The sequence below is a fragment of the Mycoplasma sp. CSL10137 genome, from assembly GCF_017116845.1.
Classification (GTDB): domain Bacteria; phylum Bacillota_I; class Bacilli_A; order Mycoplasmatales; family Metamycoplasmataceae; genus Mycoplasmopsis.
Genome location: NZ_JAFIRE010000001.1, coordinates 144,333 through 163,565, shown reverse-complemented (window position 1 = coordinate 163,565; position 19,233 = coordinate 144,333). Strand labels below are relative to the sequence as shown.

9 protein-coding genes are annotated in these 19,233 nt (G+C 22.7%); 4 read left to right on the top strand and 5 right to left on the bottom strand.

The window, feature by feature from the left end:
- From JXZ92_RS00470 to JXZ92_RS00455, 4 genes are all read right to left on the bottom strand, one after another.
- Positions 1-357 carry a hypothetical protein gene (locus JXZ92_RS00470; RefSeq protein ID WP_205851803.1) on the bottom strand — a complete coding sequence of 119 codons (357 nt, stop codon included), beginning with the start codon at positions 355-357 and terminating at the stop codon, positions 1-3.
- A gap of 81 nt (positions 358-438) precedes the next feature.
- A complete protein-coding gene (locus JXZ92_RS00465; RefSeq protein ID WP_205851802.1) occupies positions 439-903 on the bottom strand; it encodes a transcription antitermination factor NusB in 465 nt (154 codons plus the stop codon).
- Positions 904-1,020: 117 nt separating this feature from the next.
- Positions 1,021-2,319: a hypothetical protein gene (locus tag JXZ92_RS00460; protein WP_205851801.1), complete on the bottom strand. Its 1,299-nt coding sequence runs from the start codon at positions 2,317-2,319 to the stop codon at positions 1,021-1,023.
- A 104-nt stretch (positions 2,320-2,423) separates the two neighbouring features.
- The gene (locus JXZ92_RS00455) at positions 2,424-6,287 is read right to left on the bottom strand and encodes a hypothetical protein (protein WP_205851800.1); all 3,864 of its coding nucleotides are present in this window, start codon (positions 6,285-6,287) and stop codon (positions 2,424-2,426) included.
- A 185-nt stretch (positions 6,288-6,472) separates the two neighbouring features.
- Here JXZ92_RS00455 and JXZ92_RS00450 point away from each other — a divergent pair, with 185 nt between their 5' ends.
- From JXZ92_RS00450 to JXZ92_RS04070, 3 genes are all read left to right on the top strand, one after another.
- Positions 6,473-8,746, top strand: a complete 2,274-nt coding sequence (locus JXZ92_RS00450) for a C1 family peptidase (RefSeq protein WP_205851799.1) — start codon at positions 6,473-6,475, stop codon at positions 8,744-8,746.
- A 184-nt stretch (positions 8,747-8,930) separates the two neighbouring features.
- Positions 8,931-10,175 carry a DNA cytosine methyltransferase gene (locus JXZ92_RS00445; protein ID WP_205851798.1) on the top strand — a complete coding sequence of 415 codons (1,245 nt, stop codon included), beginning with the start codon at positions 8,931-8,933 and terminating at the stop codon, positions 10,173-10,175.
- A complete protein-coding gene (locus tag JXZ92_RS04070; RefSeq protein ID WP_205851797.1) occupies positions 10,159-13,188 on the top strand; it encodes a DUF262 domain-containing protein in 3,030 nt (1,009 codons plus the stop codon). The genes JXZ92_RS00445 and JXZ92_RS04070 overlap by 17 nt, the downstream gene beginning before the upstream one ends.
- 79 nt (positions 13,189-13,267) lie before the next feature.
- Here JXZ92_RS04070 and JXZ92_RS00435 read toward each other — a convergent pair whose 3' ends face one another.
- Complete coding sequence (locus JXZ92_RS00435) at positions 13,268-14,203, bottom strand: hypothetical protein (protein WP_205851796.1); 936 nt, start codon at positions 14,201-14,203, stop codon at positions 13,268-13,270.
- A gap of 177 nt (positions 14,204-14,380) precedes the next feature.
- Between JXZ92_RS00435 and JXZ92_RS04065 the strand changes: the two genes are divergently transcribed.
- The gene (locus tag JXZ92_RS04065) at positions 14,381-19,213 is read left to right on the top strand and encodes a DUF4011 domain-containing protein (protein WP_205851795.1); all 4,833 of its coding nucleotides are present in this window, start codon (positions 14,381-14,383) and stop codon (positions 19,211-19,213) included.
- Positions 19,214-19,233: the final 20 nt, after the last annotated feature.

Below are 19,233 nucleotides of genomic sequence, written 5' to 3'. Positions count from 1 at the left end.
TTAAATAACCTTCCTCAAAAGTTTTATTAAGTATTTATTATAATTTTTAATTTTTTTAAATTCATCTAAAAAATTATAATAATAATGTCTTTTTTGATGATTAAATTCAACTTCATCAACTTCTTTGTTAATTATTTTTAATAAACTAAATTTTTGTAATTTTCATTTTTTAAAATAAGCATGATAAAAAACGAATTTATAAAAATTATCAATCATTATTTTTTTATTATTATCTAAATTATCCTTAAAGGTTATTTTTTCAAAAAAATTAACAATGAACTCCTCAATGTTATCTCACTTTTTATTATTTAAAAATTTAAGAACTTGATTTAATTCGATTTTTTCGATTAAATTCATTTCTTTGAAAATTAAAAAAGTGTAATTTATTGTTTTATTTCATGAATTAATAAATAATTTATTTCAAAATCATTGCATCATTTAGTTTTGTTCGTTCTTTGTTTTATTTTCGATTAATAAAATAGCCTTATAAAAATTTTCTAATATTCCATTTACAAGATTTTTTTTATCTTTATTTTGTTCACTATCTTCAAGCGGATAATACATTTTAGTAATTTCAATAGCTTCATTAAAAACTATTTTAGGTTGTATTATTTTAAATTCGCTTGCAGCATTGATTAAAATAGCTCTTATCAAAGGGTCTATCCTATCTCACGATCAATTTTCGTTTAATAAACGATTGAAAATATTTTTACTAAATATATATGAATTTTCAATTCGTCTTAAAGTTTTTAGTTGTTCACTATTTAAGTTAAATTCTTGTTTTATTTCTTCTAAACTAATTTTTTCTCCTAACAATTCGCATTTATATAAAACAGAAATAACTTCAATTCTTAATTCTCTACGTGTTTTATTTTTTTTATTTTTGAAAACTTCTACTTCCATGTATACTCCTAAATCTAATTATTTTATAATTATATCAAAAATACGCATATTTTACCATATAAACTAATTTTTATAAAAAAATAAATTAGTATAAAAAAGTATTTGCTTAGAAATACTTTATTTTTTATCTATCTTGTATTTACTATATGAAATTAAACATACATTAATAAATAAAATAACCGTAAAAACACTGAAACTAATTCTAAAGTTTAAAAATCTGTAAAAAACGGTTAATAGTACAATTATCAAAGAGTAAACTATGATTCTAATTGATAATGCATATGCATTTTGCTTATTGTAATCTTTTTTATCAAAATTTTGATAAATTATATTATTTGATGTAGGTTCTGTATAAGAATTAAAAAAGTTTTGAAAACCACTTAAACTAAAAAAACCTACCAATAATAGTGTGTTATTTTTTGAGAAAAATAAGATAAACATAAAAATAAAATGCATAATAAAGATAATTCACATTAACAAGTGGAATATTTTATTACTCTTAATTTTATATTTAAGTTTAGACAAAATTAAGAGTAATACAGTGCTTATTAAACCTGAACTATATAATATAAATCTATATAAATATCCGTATTTTTCAATTTCAAAATCTTTAATTTCTTTTAAAAATTGAATAATACCCGCCTGTCTTGGATATAAAAATAATTGAATTATCATCATTGAACTAATTGCAAAAATTCAAACATGAGTATTATTTACTTTTTCTGATTGTTTCATAGAGTTTCGTTTTATAAATTCAGTTGCTATCTTTTTTTGTTGTATTAATAAATAAATCAAATCAGATAAAATGAATGCTACTAAATTAAAAATCATTATATACTTGAACTCTACATATTTTTCAATTAGAAAACCTAAAATTGGTGAGAAAAATGTTGCTGATCCGTACGCTAATATGTTGAGTATATTAAAAGAATGTAATGTATTGCTATCTACACTTGAATAATAAACAATATTTTTTGTAGCAATAAGTCTTACCCCGTCTGAAAATGCATAAACTGTATTTACAACAAAAATACCTATTAGTAATATGGTTATATTATTTATAAAAATATTAGATATCAATAATATTAATAAAAATAATATCGAACCAAAATCTGCTATAAAAATCAATTGTTTAGGACTAAATTTTTTAGCTAGATTGGGTCCTAAAAAATATACAATAACTGAAGGTAATTGTATCATCAAATAAAATAATGATACGAATCAGTCGTTATGTATATTTGCAGCAATAAAAATTGAAGAGTTAAATCGAAAAGTTATTGTTGCTAAAATTGATAAAAACATTGCGAAAGTATATTTTAATTTATTAAAACTTATGTCCTTATCATTTAACAAGTCTTTATGTGGTTTTAATTTATCAACAAAACTAGTTTGTAGATAATTTATATTATTATTCATTAGAACTTCCTTTGATTTTATATTTTATACCTTTTATAGGTTAAAAATAATTTTTTAATAAAAAATACAAAAATAGCCTAATTGATAACTATTTTTGTATTTTATTAATTATTATCTTCACTATTATCTTCGAAAATATTTTTGTACTTTGTCGGATATAGATATGATAATTTTTTATTTATTGAGCGGAAAGTACCTGGATTATAGATGGTGTCATCATTTCCAAAATAAGAATATTTTTGAGTATCAACAAAAATAAAATTATTTATTTTATTAGCAGTACCTTGTTTTACTAGACCTAATAAATCTCCATTGTAATCATATACTGCAGAACCGGAAGAACCACTATACAAGTCAAAATATTCAACTTCAGAATAAACCGCACCATTAAATGATTTAGAAACATTTGTCGGAGAGCTCAAATGCACTTTAACAGAATTAACACCGTATAAATATTCTCTATATCTAGATGCTTCTACGTTACCATAAGGATTTTTTGTAGGAACTTTTGGTATAGAACTAATATATGCGTTTAAATTTGTAAATGAATTTATGTATCTTGATAATTTGGAAATTTTAAGTGGTTTTAAATTTTTGAAATTTAAAATATGATTTATTGCATTTTTTTCTTGTTCGGTTAAAGTTTTATCGTTGATTGGTTGCGATAAGTCTTTTCCTTCAAATTTTTCAAAAATAGGTTTAAAATCTACAATTGCAATTAGTAAATCGGCGCGATTTTTTTCTTGTTCCATGTATGAAGTGTCGTTGTAATTTTTATATTGTTCTTTTTCGGGTGTTCTAACTTGTTCAATACCCATGTTATCTTTAAATTTATCAAATACATTTTTATTGTTATTGGTAAAATCGATGATCATTTCATATTTAATAGCTTGATTTTCATCAGTAAAATCAAAATTATATAAATTACCATCAACGTTTATATTTTCGATATTTTTTGGCTTGTAATAAACCGGTTGATTTTGATTTGTGGTATTTTTTGATATTAATGTAGGTGCCAAAATTTCACCCTTTGCAATTGATAGAACTTCATTACCACTTTTATTTTTAGATACTGTAGCCATATTTGCATTTTCTGATTTTAATGTTACTCAAACATGATAATTTGAAAAAGTTCAAAAACGATAGTCATTTGGATCTTCGTTTACTTTGGCAAAAATATTCCATGTACCGTCTGATTTATTAGAAAGAGAGTAAGCTCTATTTCTACCTTCTTGTATACCTTTGGAATTATCTTCTTTAAATAAACGTTTAGATATTTCTTCAGGTTTTGGAGTTTCTTCTAAATGATTTTCTATATCCCTAAGAGAAATTGTTCCATCCGGATTTGTTTCTTGACGTTTTAAAGTACTTTCTTTTAGTTCGTAAGTATCATTATAAGCAGTAGCACTAGTCTGTATTGATAATTCATCTAACTTTTGGTTTTCTTTAAAACTCAAGTTTTTTGTTTGATTTGTTTTTGGTTGTATCCAATAAACAAATAAATCAGCTGTATTTAAATAAATAGAACGACCGGATGATGAATTATGTTCTCAAGTTGTATTATTTAAAGTTACGTCGTTATTTCTTGCTTTTATTTTTAATTTTAGTGTGTTATTATTTGATAACTCTAAATTAAAACTAACTAATGATCTTATTTTAGAAGCTATATTAGATTGAAAATTATTATTTTCTGAACTTAAATTATACATAAAATCAACATCATTAATCACTTTATCGTTTAATATATTTTTATAAGACACAGGTATAGTTACTCTTGAATTAACATCGTTAAATTCGCTCCAATGTAGAGCATTTTGAGGGTTAGGATTAAATTCAAATGTTATTCAAAAAATAATATCTTCGCTTGGTATTTGATTTAAATTTACTATGGAATTTAAATCTTTAGTTATTATTGCTAAATCTTTAGATGTATTAATTTTAAAAGGTTGCTTAGCTAAATAATCTCTTGTCTTAAACCAATGTAAGGATTGTTCGACATTATTTTTAATAATTTTGTAATCTATAAACTCTTCACCTAATGGTTTTTGTCTATTTTTATATAAAGTTTTTAAATTATGAACTTCGTAATTATAGTTTATTAGAGTAGATAAATTATTGATAGAAAAAGGCAATTTATTTTTGTTAGATTGATTATTTTCAAATAATTCTTTTTTATTTAAATTTAAATTCGTAAAATTAACATCGGTACTTTCGGGTACATCAAAATTATATAGTTGATCACTCAACTTTTGGTCATTATTTCAATTGAAATTAAAGTTAAAATATGAATTTGTATTATAGTTTATTTTCTCAACTACATTTATATACTCATCATTTGAAACTATATCCAACGAACTTAGTTTATATTGTATTTGTTCTTGCAGACCATTTAAATTAAATTTTCATAATTTATCAAAAGGAACATAAATTCTTTTAATTTTTTGAACTCTATTTTTGTCATCGAATTTTTCATCTTCATTTTCTATTACTTTTTCCCCGGGCCCAAATAAACTTGGTGTTGTATGTGATTTTTCTTGATATATCTTTTGCTTTGCTTCAAAAGTTAAAACAAAAATTTTATCTTTTAAATATATCAATTGTTCTTCGTTTCAATTTAGAGATATTGAACCAAAAATATTTTTATTATTTTCATCTTTGTAAAGGCTAAAATTGTTAATTTCTAAATTTCTAACAGGTGTACTAGTGATTATATTTTTTCCGTTTAGAGCTATTAAATAATTTTTATTATTTGATTCAATCATAGTAACTACATATTTAGAGATTTTTTTATCTAAATCAGAATTATTAATTACTAGTTTGTCACCTTGTTCTAAAGTTGCGTCCACTCATTTTGATCAATTTTGACTTTGATTTCAACTTTTTATCAAAAGTCTCGGATTATTTAAATTTAAATTAGATTCCTTGTTTAAAATAAATTTTGTATTACTTTCGGAATATTCTATTTCGCTAAAATTAAGTTCAGATTCATAATGTATTTTATCATCTACTTTTTGAATTGAATCATTATATCTTTTATTTAACTCACTAAAATATTTTTTGTACGATTCGTTAGTTTGTAAAGATTCTTTCGTCAACTCGATAATATTTTTTATACCTTGGTCATTGATGCTAAATTCGTTTGCAGGTTGCAAACTTCTGTATGTAACTCTATCTGAATCATTTTTATTTGATAAATGAGGGCTTTTAGTGCTATCAACTTTTTCACTCTCAATTTCTTCATCATTTATTTCATTTGGAATAATGTTTTTTGTTCTAAAAGTAAAATTATATTTTTTAATATTTAAATTATTAATGTTTTCTTCATTTTCTATTTTAATTTCGTCAATTTGATATTCAGTATTTTCGACTAAATCATTAAATTGAAAAGTAACTTCCAAAATATTATCATTTTTCTTTGCGATATTACCTAAAACAAAATTACTATTTTTTAGTTTTGCGAGTATTTTCGAATTATTTTTATAAATGACTTGATAATTCTCGATTTTTAAACGATAAATAGCACTATTTGTTGTGAATTGAGATTCTAATTGATCTTCTTTTAAAAACTTATAGTTTACATTGTTATCTTCGATATTTTCTTCTTTATTAAGTGTTGATTCATCGATGGTTGTATCTTTATTACTTGAATCTTTATTAATATCTTCAGTTATTTCATCATTTTCGACATTGTTAGTATTATCTTTACTATCTTTTTCAACTAAAGATTTCTCTTTTTTAGATGATTCTTTCTTTTCTTCATCAATATCATTAGCGTTACTAATTTTGTTTAACTCATTAGAATCATTGCCTTTATCAACATTATCTTTTTTATTTTGTTTAGATATATTTTCATCATTAGTGTTAGTTTTGGTTGGTTTACTATATTTATTATTTGTTGAACAAGCAATAACAGGAAACATTATTGATGAAGTTAAGGGAATTATTGTTAAAAATTTTATTTTTTTCATTTTTGCCTTTCGAATTGATATTTTTATTTTACTACTTTTATTTTTATATCTTTAAACATAGTTAAAAAATAATTTTTTAGCGGTTATTAATAACACTAAATTTTAAAAAATATCTAATATATCACAAATGAAAAAAATTTTTCTTTGTGATATACTTATCACAAAAATTGAATAAGAGGGAAAATATGAAAAAAAGACATTTTTTTAGTTGCATTTTAATGGCTACTAACATTTTGATTTCTAGCACTTCAATAGTTACTACAACAAACAATAACGAAAATATTTTGCCAGTAAAATATGATGGTAGAGACGAAGGTTATATTACACCCGTTAGGCATCAAGGCCTTTCCAATTTATGTTGAGCATACTCAACAATAGCGGTGAGCGAAATAAATATTCTCAAAAAAGGATTGTTTGTTTCGCCTGATACTCTTGATTTATCAGAAAAAAACTTGGCATATAAAACTCTAAATAGAGGTATAGGAGAAGATTTGCTTCATAATACTGATTTTGATAATAATTCATCTTTATTTTGGGAAAAAAGCGGTTCATCACCTATATATGCAGGTTATTCTCTTCTACAATGAAATAAATTGAGAAACGAAAATGATTATGAATGAGAAAAAATTGGTAATAGCACCAATTTCATACTTAAAGATTTTATAAAAATCCCAGATAAAAATACTATATCTAAGGAAAAAAGCATAAATGAAATTAAGTTTGCCGTTAAAAACTATGGTGCGGTTTCATTTTCTTTTTCCGCGGTTGATCTACTAAGCAATAAAGGATATAACTTTTATAATCAAGAGGCTAATAAATATAAAAATTTTACTCATATAACTCATGCGGCAACTATAATAGGTTGAGATGATACTATTTCAAAAGAACAATTTAGTTCTGACACAAGTCAAGATGGTGCTTGAATAGTTAAAAATTCATGGGGCACAAACTCTGGAGAAAATGGATATTTTTATTTATCGTATGATTCTAATATTTCCGAGTTATTTACTTTAGACTACACAAATAAATCGACTTATGAAAACAATTATTACTATGATGGTTCCTTTAAAGATATTTATGGCGATCTTTTTAAAGAAGCGGCCGTAACGTTCCAAGCAAAAAAGGGCGATAAAAATCATAAAGAACAATTGAAGGCGATAAATGTTGGTTTTGAGGGTTTAGATAGTGAAATAGAAATTAAAATATATAGAAAAACCGAGAATCCTAATCCTAGAAATTTAAAATTAGGCGAGTTAGTTCATTCTCAAAAAAAATATTTTCACAATGATGGTTTAAGAACTATTGATTTAGATAATCCTATCGAGATTGAGCAAGGTGAATGATTTACTGTGGTTGTTAAAATAAATAATGAAAACGAATATGCTAAACTAAAATTTTCTGATGAATTAAATACACAGAACGATTTTAGTTTCATTAATCAAAACGGAGAATGAAAATCTAGTCAAAAAGCTTATAATGGAGCAACTGCTCGTATTAAGGTATTCACTAATTCAGAATATATAAATAATTCATCTAACAGCACAAACAAAGATCTTAAATATGCTGAAATTAGTTTGAACAAATATGACTATCATTTAGATCAAGAACACGGTGATGATTTTATAAATGTTAAATATAATGGCAAAACATTAGTTTTAAATCAAGATTATAAACTTGAATACCAAGAGGTTTTGGATAAAGAAGGTGGATTTTACTATGATATAGCAAATTGCGGATATAATAAGGTTAAAATTATTGGTATAGGTGATTATTCTGGTGTTAATTATGCATTCTTAACAATAAGAAGAGGTTTGGAACATAAATATAACTCCTCCAATTCAATTACAATAGGTAAAAACATCAATAATACTAACGAAATTAAATTAAAGAAGGGATGAACAATTTTAAATCCATCAAAATTAAGTGATGACAATAACGTTATTGATGTTATATATAACGGAGATAAAGAAAAATACTACAAAATTAATCAAACTAGCCTAACTTTAATCCGTAGTGATTTAATTCAAGACAAAATTGAAAGCCAAAAACCAAAAAATGAACAAAATTATAAACCTGAAACGATTGTCCAAGAAAATAACAAAAAGAAACAAGAAAATAAAGATAATTTAGCCTCAATTACTAAAGAAAAACAGGTTGATACTCAAAATTCTAACAGTAGTTCTAAAAATAACAATTCAAACAATTCGATTGAAAATAAAAAATCTGACATTCACAAAGAAAAAGATAAAAAAATAAATTCTAAAACTGATAAAAGTCAAAACAAACAACAAAAAGTTTCTCAAAACAGATTTAACGAAAACAAAAAAACTAAAAGTTTTGTTAAAACAAAATTAGGTATTTTTACAATAATATCTAGTTCAATAATAGCTCTTTTAAGTATTTTTATACCTACATATTATTTTTTAAGAAGGAAAAATAAAAATAATATAAATTCTTAATTTTAGCATTTTTATTTGCAAATTTAATTTATGTGTATAATAAATATAGGAAAATGTTATGAATAAAGAATTAATAGATATAAATGCCAACTTATATATATATATATATATCAGACTAAACAAATTTCTAATACTTTTAAAAAAATAATAAAACCATATTTATGATAAATGTGGTTATTTTTTAATGCAAAAAAAACGAATTAAAGTATTAGAAACATTTTCAGGTATTGGCGCACAAAATAAGGCAATGAATCAATTGAACAAAAAGTACAACAAAAAGATATTTGAAATCAAAGCAATTGCCGATTGAGATGCTAGAGCTAATATAAGTTATGCTCAAATGCATCATAATTTAGAAGGGAAATATTTAAAAATCTTACAACAACACAATTTAAATACGGAAGAGCAAATAAATTTCTTTTTAAACAAATATACCATTTCTTTAGATTCTAAAAAACCTTCCAAAATAACTCAAAAAGACTACGAATTTAAACAATATTTAGCAGCATCAATATTATTGACCAACAATCAAGTTGATATTACTAAATTAGATCCGAATATATTAGAAGAAGAAAAAATCGATTTAATAACATATTCTTTTCCTTGTCAAGGGTTATCAGTCGCAAGTATGGGTAAAGCTAAAGGAATAAACAATGTTGAATCAACTTCTAATTTAGTATGAGAAATTTATAGAATTTTAAATGAATCAAAAGAAAAACCAAAATATTTGGTTATGGAAAATGTAAAAAATTTATTATCTCAAAAATTCATAAAAGAATATGAAGATTGAAAAAAAGTTTTAAAAAAATTAGGATATAAAACTTTCACCACTGTTATAAATGCATTGGATTCTGGTTCAATTCAAAAGAGAGAACGTGTTTTTGCAATTTCAATTTTAGATAACTTAAAAAGCCCTTTTAAAAATGATCAGGAATTTAAGAAATATTTAGATAAAAAAATGGAAAAGAAAAAATTAAACATAAAAAATAGAGAAAAATATTTTAATAAAATTTTTGATTTTGAATCTAACGAAAAAAACGATGATTTTATAATCAATAATACTCCATCACGTGAAAGAATGATTCAATTACAAATTAATAAAAAGAAGGTTTTAAATAACTCTACAAATTTTGTAATTGATACTGTAACGACAAAACAAGATAGAATACCAAATGTAGGTATTATTGAATATAAGAATAACAAAAACAACAAACTACCTTATAGATTTATTTCAACTAAAGAAGCTTATATGTTGATGGGGTTTGAAGATAAGGATTTTGATAGTTTAAAAAATTTAATAAAAAAGAATATTTTAACTAAAGAATCGCTATATCGACAAGCTGGTAATTCTATAGTTGTACAAGCAATAAAAAATATATTTGAAACAATTAAGGAAATAGAGGACTTAAACTATGAAAAAAATGACTAAAGAAGCTCAAAACATAATTAAAAATCAGGGTGTTGAGCTTTGATCAATAGGAACCGACATAGATAATTATTTTGACTTTTTAAAAAATAATGATGTTAAAAAATATTTTAACAATAATTTTTTGGTGAAAATAACTAATTTAAAAAAAATATATGGAGATGATGAAAATGCAAATAATATTTATTCTCTAAATATAATCGATAAAGAAAGTGATGCAAAAAAACTCGCTCTTTATAAAGAGAATTTATCAATAAGCACATATAATCAAATAGTAAATGTTTTATTAGGATTAAAAATTATTGATTTATATAAAGATGATTCTTATAAATTCAACACTCATTTTAGTAAAATAATTCAAAGTAAAGAAAATTTGATTGAAGGATTTAAGGAATATATTAAGTTTTACATAAAAACTTATTCCAAACCATATTTATTTGACGTAATAGATAATGCTATTCTTGAAGAAAAAGCTTTATTTAGTTCAAATGAAGACATTCAAGTAGTTAGAATGTTAACTAATATTTATGTTAAATTTGATTCAAAAGAATCCAATTTTATTGACTTTTTAAAACTAAAAGCTAAAAATATAAATTATTTTGAGTACTTTTATAACGAATATTTCAAGCAATATGATGATATATTAATTTTATTAAACGATAATCTATCTTCCTTTTACGAAAATTACGAAGTAAAAGATTATTCATGAGTTAAGAAAAAAGTAGAAGATTTTAAATCTTGGAGCGAAACTTATCGTTTAATGAAAGAGTTAGATATTGAAAAAAATGCGTTATCTAATTTAATCGAAAAAAATGCTAGAGAACAACTTTATAAAGACGGAAAACCTATTTTTGCACACTTATTTAGTTTAGGTGAGATTTTAAATGATGGAACAAAATTCTATGTACCTTCATTTCAAAGAGTTTACATGTGAAATGGATATTTGGTAGAAGAATTAATTGAAAATATTTATTCAAGTTTACAAAATAAAAATAAGACAAATAAAGAACAATATGCATTCTTTAATAATATTATTTTGTCTTTTTCACGTACTAATGTAGAAATATTGGACGGACAACAAAGATTGATGACATTTATAATTTTATTAACTGTTTTATTAAAATTATCTTTAGTATTTTTAGATGCATTTAGAGAAGAAGAATACATTTTGGATAACGAAGATTATCAAAATTTATTACTTTTTAGAGATTTCTACTATGATGTAGTTTATAAAAGACGTATTGATGAATTAAAATCAAACCTTGAAACAGGTGATTCAGAAAACTTTAATACAATTCATAGTATTTTAGGAGATTTCAATACAAGAGGTGATAATAATTATATAAACAACGCAATAGAGTTATCTAAAGTTATTAGTTCATATTTTTATAAATTAGACCTAAATGGTTTAAAAAGATTTTCGGAATTTGTAATTTTCACACTTAAAAATGTCAAATTTACTACAACTATTTTTACCGAAATTTATGATAACCCAACAGAAAAAATTAATATTTTCAAAAATATTAACTTGCATAGTAAAGAATTAAGTGTTTTAGACCTAGTTAAAAGTAGTTTAATTACTTATTTTGATAACTATAACTTGCAAAATAAAAATTTAAGTATTGAAACAATAGTCAATCTTAACAAAAACATATTTGATAAATATTTTAGAAAAAATCAAAAAGAAACTAAAGATGCAGACATGAATCTTTTAGAATTATTTTATAATTCGATTTATGTTTCAAACAATTGATTTGCAGAAAAAAGAGTTATAGAAGATAAATTTAGCATTTCAAAAAACTCAATTATATATAATAAGTTTGAAGAATTAACATCTAAAATTAACGCAACTATAGAAGATGATAAATACGAGGAATTTTACTTCATTTTTTTCAAGAAAATAGTTTATTTTGAATTTGCAAGAACTGGACATTTAAACAATTTAGATAGTATAGTGAATAAAACTCTTAATAACGGATTAACTAAAGAACAAATAAAATGATTTAATGACTTTAAATCTACTTTACTTGAATTTCCTGTTTTATCATATCAAATATATAATCTAACAAACGATGGAAACTCAAAAGTATTTACACCTTTAATTTTTACCATTTTAAATAAATTTAATTTCTTTAATAACGAAATAAAAGATATTAAAAAATATGTAGCAAAAATTAGTAAATTAATTTACGAATTAGAACGCTTTGAATTTTTATGAAAAAACACAAATTTTGCAGGTGAATCTTTAGGTAAAAAAATAATTGAATTAAGTAAAGTTTTCTTGGATAAAGGCCAATTGGAGGACATAAAACAAATTGATGATCTTGAATTTGAATCAAAATTAAAATTATTTAGAGACGCTTTATTTAATATCCACCCAGAACTTAGATCATCATTGTACATTAATCCAGAAACAGGAGAATATAGATCAAATGAAGTTCTGAGAGAAAAATTAAATGAAACTTATAATAATCATAACTTAGAAAAAAGTGATCTTAAAATTAATAATAACGAAAGAAAAATATTACTAGCAAGAATTAATTCATTTATCGTAAACGATTATAATAAATTCGAAAATGAATTTACTTCTGTTAATAAATTTGATGATTTTAAAACTAATTATGGTTACGAGTCAGTAATCAATAAAACTAACTTAGAATTGGATGATCCAAACGAAGAATATAATGAAAAAGAAATTATGAATTATATTCATAAAATAGGTAATGGAGCTTTATTTAACGAAAAAACAATCAAGGCATTTAATACAAAAAATTCTAAGTTAAAAGAAACTTATAAGGTATCTGAAAATAACTTAATTTTATTTGGCGATAATTTTAAATTGGATAAAAATATATCATTATCACAATTAAATACAAAAGATTTAGATGAATTCGAATTACTTAATAAAAAAATTAAAATAAATAATTATGAAGCTAAAGAATATTTCGATAACATAAACAAAAGAAGTGATCAAATAATAGATATATTAATGGAATTATTTGGGTATAAAGATTAAGAATCTAAAAATAAATAAAAATTAACATTTCGTAAAATGTTAATTTTTTATATCGAAGTTTACTTTTTTAAAGTAACTTTTAATTATTTTCTTCAATAACTTGTCCATTTAACATTAATTTTAATATATCTAATGTTTTCTTTTGTAGTCAATCTTCACTTTCATTGTTTTTTATTTCAGAATTTATTTTGTCTACATTTTCTTTTAATTTATTAGATCAATAACTTTGATCTATATTCATTTTTCTTTCTTTAAAAGCAAAATCATACGATTCTTTTAAAGTTTTTAAATAAATTAAGTTATAAATAGAAATTAATTTTTCGTTTTTATCAAAAATCTGATTTAAATATTCTTTATTTTGTGTATCTTTCTCTTTAATTATTTTTGATATTTCATCAGATAATTTTAGTAATTCTTTAATTGCGTTATTCATCATTTTTTCAATTTCGGAAAAATTGTGGTTAGATACCGATAAATCAACCGTAAATTTTTCTATTAATTTTTGTATCTTTTCCTTAAATTCATTTTCTTTGGATTCGTCAATGTTATTTTTTTCTCTTCATCAGTTATTTAGCGTTTCTGTTATATATTTATGACTAAAACTATTGAATAATCCTAAGATTTCATCATTGTATTTTTTTCTTAGTCAATACAAGTCGGTTTCATCTAATTCTTCTTTTGTTTGATTTTTATTTTTTATATCAGTTGTATTTTTAGAATCATTATTACTGTTTGATTCTTTAAAATTATTTTTGACGTTTTCTTGATCGTTATTTTTACTTTTTGATTCTTTGTTTTTTATATTTTCTTCTACTCTTAAACTATCGTTTATTTTTTGGATAGTAGTTTTAGGACTTACAACATTTTTATTATTTGTTTTTTCTTTAGATTCTTTTTGATTGTTCATTTTACTATTGTCATAATTTAACTCATTATTAGCACAACTAAAAGATATTAAACCTACCGAAGGGAGTGTTCCTATAATAAATAATAATTTAGCTATTTTTCTTTTCATTTTTAATACCTCTCTTAAAAATTTTGAATATTATAGCATAAACAAATTTTGAAGAAAATAAAATTAATATTTTTAATATCTAATTATTTGTTTTCATTTTTTTGATAAAAATAAAGTAATATAATTAAAATATATTTTAATTATCGTAACATTATCATTGTAATAAGAAAGGTAAAAATGAACAATAAAATACTAGAAAATTTGAAAATTTGAAAAAATTCTTTATTAGATTTAACTTTAAGGAATAAAGCATTAAATTTTAATATTTTTTCCGAAAAAAATAAAATCGGTTTACCATTTATATCTCCAAATTTAAAAATATTTTTAAATGAAACTGCAAACTACAAAAACATAGATATCGAAAACTTGGATCTTAAAAAAATGAATTTAACTTCTATAGACTCTAAAATAGACTTAGATATATTGCTAAAACATAATATTAATGTAAATAATAAAAAATCTATTTATTCTAGTGTAAATGGAAAAGAACAAACTGATAGATTAAAAAAACTTTATAAAAATTACATTTCATTTCAAGAAGAATTTGCTATCAATACATTATTTGTTTCAGTCGGATATTTAAAATGATTTGAAAATCTAGAAGATGATAAGGAACATTTCGCTCCGTTAATGTTAATTTCAACAAATTTAAAAGAAGAGAATAAAAATAAAAAAAGAATTTATCAACTTAATTTCGATGATGAATCAATATTACAACCTAACGAAACACTTTTACAAAAATTAGAAACTGCATACAAAATAAAAATAGATATTTCTGTTTTGGATAATGAATTGGACAATTATTCAAAATATATAAAATTCAAAGAACTAATTTCATCTAAGTTTAACGATCCTAGATGAGAGATTATTGATCAATTATATTTATCTGTTTTTAACTTTAGCAAAATAAACATGCATAAGGATTTAGAAGAAAATGAAGATAAAATAGTATTAAATAATTTTATAAAATCAATTTCTGGAGATGACCAAAATATAGAATTCGAAAAAATAGATGAAACTAATATAGAAGAAAAATTTAAAAGCAATGAGTTATATCATGTTTTAGACGCCGATTCGTCTCAAGAAATTGCTATTCAAAAAGCTATTCAAGGTCAAAGTTTTATTCTTCAAGGGCCACCAGGAACAGGAAAATCACATACAATAACAAATATAATTAGCGAATTACTTGCGAGAGGTAAAAAGATACTTTTTGTTTCAGAGAAAAAAGCAGCTTTGGATGTTGTTTATAATAACTTAAAGAAAATAGGGTTAGAATCATATTCAATCCCAATTCACAATGAAGATTTAGACAAAAAAGTAATCTTGAACGAACTATACAAATCACTTGAAAAAGGTAACAAAAATATTAATATAATTAATTCTCAAATTGAAAATATTATTACTAAATATAGTAATTCATCTAATTTTTTGAATAATTATGGTAGAGAACTTCTCTTGAAAAGAGAACCTATTAAAATGAACTTATATCATATGATTTCAAATTATTATAATTTAGAAAAATATGATGATGTATATTTTAAAATTGATAATTTTAATAATTTAAACCTAGAACAAGTAGAAAAAATCTCGAATTTATTGATCGAATTTGAAGAAAGAATGAATTTTTTTGATAAAAACCCTTTCGTTAATTCGTGATGAGGACTTAAATGAAATTCGTATAGCGAATTAGAAAAAGAAGAAATATTATCGCTAATATATAGCGTTAATTCAAAAATTTCAAATATAGACAATTTGTTAATTCAAGAACACAAAGACTTTACTTTTAATAAAGAAAAATTTGCATTTAATATTGAATTAATTACGGATATTTTTAAAAGAATAATTGATTTTAAGAATAAATATCAGTTAAAAATTGATATAAATGCTTTCACTAAAGATTTAAATATTGAAATTGATTTATATCAAAAAATATTTGATGAATCTTCAAAAATTGACACTTTAAAAAGTAAATTGGATACTCTGTATAATTTAGAAAAAATTAATTTATTTGACTTTAATAAAGTTAAAAATATTTATTTAGATAACAAAAATAAATTTTTTAAATTTTTAAATTCTAAATGAAGATCAATAATTAAAGACATAAATAGTTTTTCAAAAGAATCAAAGGCAAATTTAGAATTATTTGAAGACAATATTAACTATATTATTGAGTATAAAGATAGAAAAAAAACAATAGAAGAATGTGCAAGTAAGCTAAATTATAGAATTAATGATTATAAAACCGATAATATAAAACAAACTTTGGATATGTTAGTTTTGGTTTCATTTATTAAAGAACAAGAAAAAAATAGTAATTTTAGAATTAATATTCAAAACTTTATAATGATGGTTAACGATGATTTTGGTTATATTAAAAATTTAAATACATGGATAATGGATAATAATCAGTGAATACAAAATATTAATTCACTACAAAATTTGTTTAAATCAGATATTCTAAACCTTAAAAATTTAAATAAGAAAGATTTAGAATCAAAATTGGATAAATTAATTTCCGATCAACCATATATACGTTCTATTACTGAATTAAATAACAATATTATTGAATTAAAAAATAATTATTTATATGACTTCGTTGACAAAATTTTTGAATTAAAAAAATTAGAAAATTACAAAGAAATATTTTTAAAAAGACTATATAAATTACTAATAGATTATCACTTAAACCAAACTAAAGATTCATACAAATTCACAAATACTACTTTAGAAATAAATAAAAAAGAATTTTCTTTAATAGACGAAGAAATTAAAAAAATAGCAAAAATAAAAACTGACGCAAAATTACTGAGTCAAATTCCTTCTATGGAAGGTATTGGTGCTTCAAATCCAGAGATAAAAATTTTAAAAGCAGAAGCTAATAAATCTCGTAGAATTATGCCTTTTAGAAAATTATTTCAAAAAATACCAAATTTATTATTACAATTAAAACCATGTCTGATGATGTCTCCTTTATCAGTAAGTAAATATTTAAGCGGAACTGAAATAAACTTTGATGTAGTTATTTTTGATGAGGCATCTCAAGTTAGACCAGAAAATGCTATAGGTGCAATTTATCGTTCTAATCAACTTATAATTGTAGGTGATAACGAACAATTACCACCGACAAGTTTCTTTGATTCATTAAATGATAATGAAGAGATTCATGAAGAATATGAAGATGAAAATGATATTTCCATTAAAGGTTTTGATTCCATATTAGAACTATCAAATATAGCACTTCCAACCATTAAATTAAGATGACATTATCGGTCAGAATTTGATCAACTAATTTATCCTTCAAATTATGAAATATATGATGATTTAGTTACATTTCCAGCAAGTAGAATTCCGGGACGTTTTGAGGCTATTCAATTTCAAAAAGTAAGTGGTATTTTTGATAGTGGCATAAACAAAGCTGAAGCTGAAACGGTTATTAATATCCTCGAACAAATAATGAAGGAAAAAGGAACAAATATATCTATAGGTATAGTAACATTTAATATTAAACAACAAATGTATATAGAAGGATTAGTTGAAAAATTTAGAGATAAACATCCGGAATACGAGCCGTTTTTTGATAGAAAAGCAAAAGAACCCTTATTCATAAAAAATATTGAAACGGTACAAGGTGATGAACGTGATATTATAATTATTAGTAGTGTATACGGTAAAGATATTAAAGGAAATATTTCAATGCATTTTGGGCCAATTAATCATAGTAACGGTTACAAACGTTTAAACGTTGCTTTTACAAGAGCTAAAAAGGGTGTAATTCTTGTCTCATCATTATCTTGAACTGATATAGATTTAGAAAGATCTAGTTCGCGTGGAATAAAATTCTTTAAAGATTATTTAAAAATTGCTGAGTTTGGAATTAATAACGAAATAATCAATTTAGAAAATGATATTAATAAATCAGGATTTGAAGATGAATTATATAACGAATTGACTAATAAAGGTTTTAAAATAAAAAAACACATTGGTAATTCTGATTTTAAAGTTGATTTGGCAGTATTAGATCCAAATAATGAAAATAATTACTTATTGGGTATAGAAATAGATGCTGAATCATATAATTGAGCAAAAACTACACGCGATAGAGATAAATTAAGACAACAAATTTTAAAAAATAGAGGATGAAATATATATCGTGTTTGAAGTGTTGATTGATTTAGAAATAAAAGTCAACAACTTCAAAAACTTTTAGACGCTATCGAATCAGCAATAAACTCAAACCAAAATAAAAATATAAACGAAGATATAAATGAAGCTCTTATGAATAAACCAAATATCATAAGAGAGGATTATAGTGAGACCATACAAGAAAGAGCTGACGAGGAAAATTCGAAAGTAAATAACATCAGTCAAAATATAGATAAAAACTATGATACCATAAATCAATATTTTATTGTCGAAGAAAGAGAACCTGAAGAAATAGAATTTAATATATGACCAAACTTTGACTTCAATACAATAAATAATATGCTCTATGAACTTTTTGACGGAAATAAAGAATTATTATACAAAACATTGATAAAACAATACAAAATAATACACGAAAAACAATTGCAAAATATATTTAAATATTCATTTAATACATCTACTTTTAGTAAAAGAATAAGAGAAGTATATGATGCAGTTATAAATAGATTTAAAAACGAAGGTTTTATTAGAATAGAAAAGGGTTATGATGACACTCTTGATAATAATTTTATTGTTCTAAACGAAACTGATACAGATGAAATATTATTTTACGGGTATAACGAAGAAAATAAGAGAAAATCAAATGAAATAAGTGTGTATGAATATAAAGATATAATATTAAAGATAATAAAACAAATACATTTTATAGATCGCGGCTCTTTACATAAAAAACTATTAGAATATATCGGTTATAAATCTACAAATCTGCAAACTTCCAGAATTTTCAATTATGTTTTAGAAAAAATGATTAATGAAAATCTAATAAAATTTAACGAAGATGCAAATATATATAGTTTAATTGAGTAAAAAATAAATATAAAAAATGC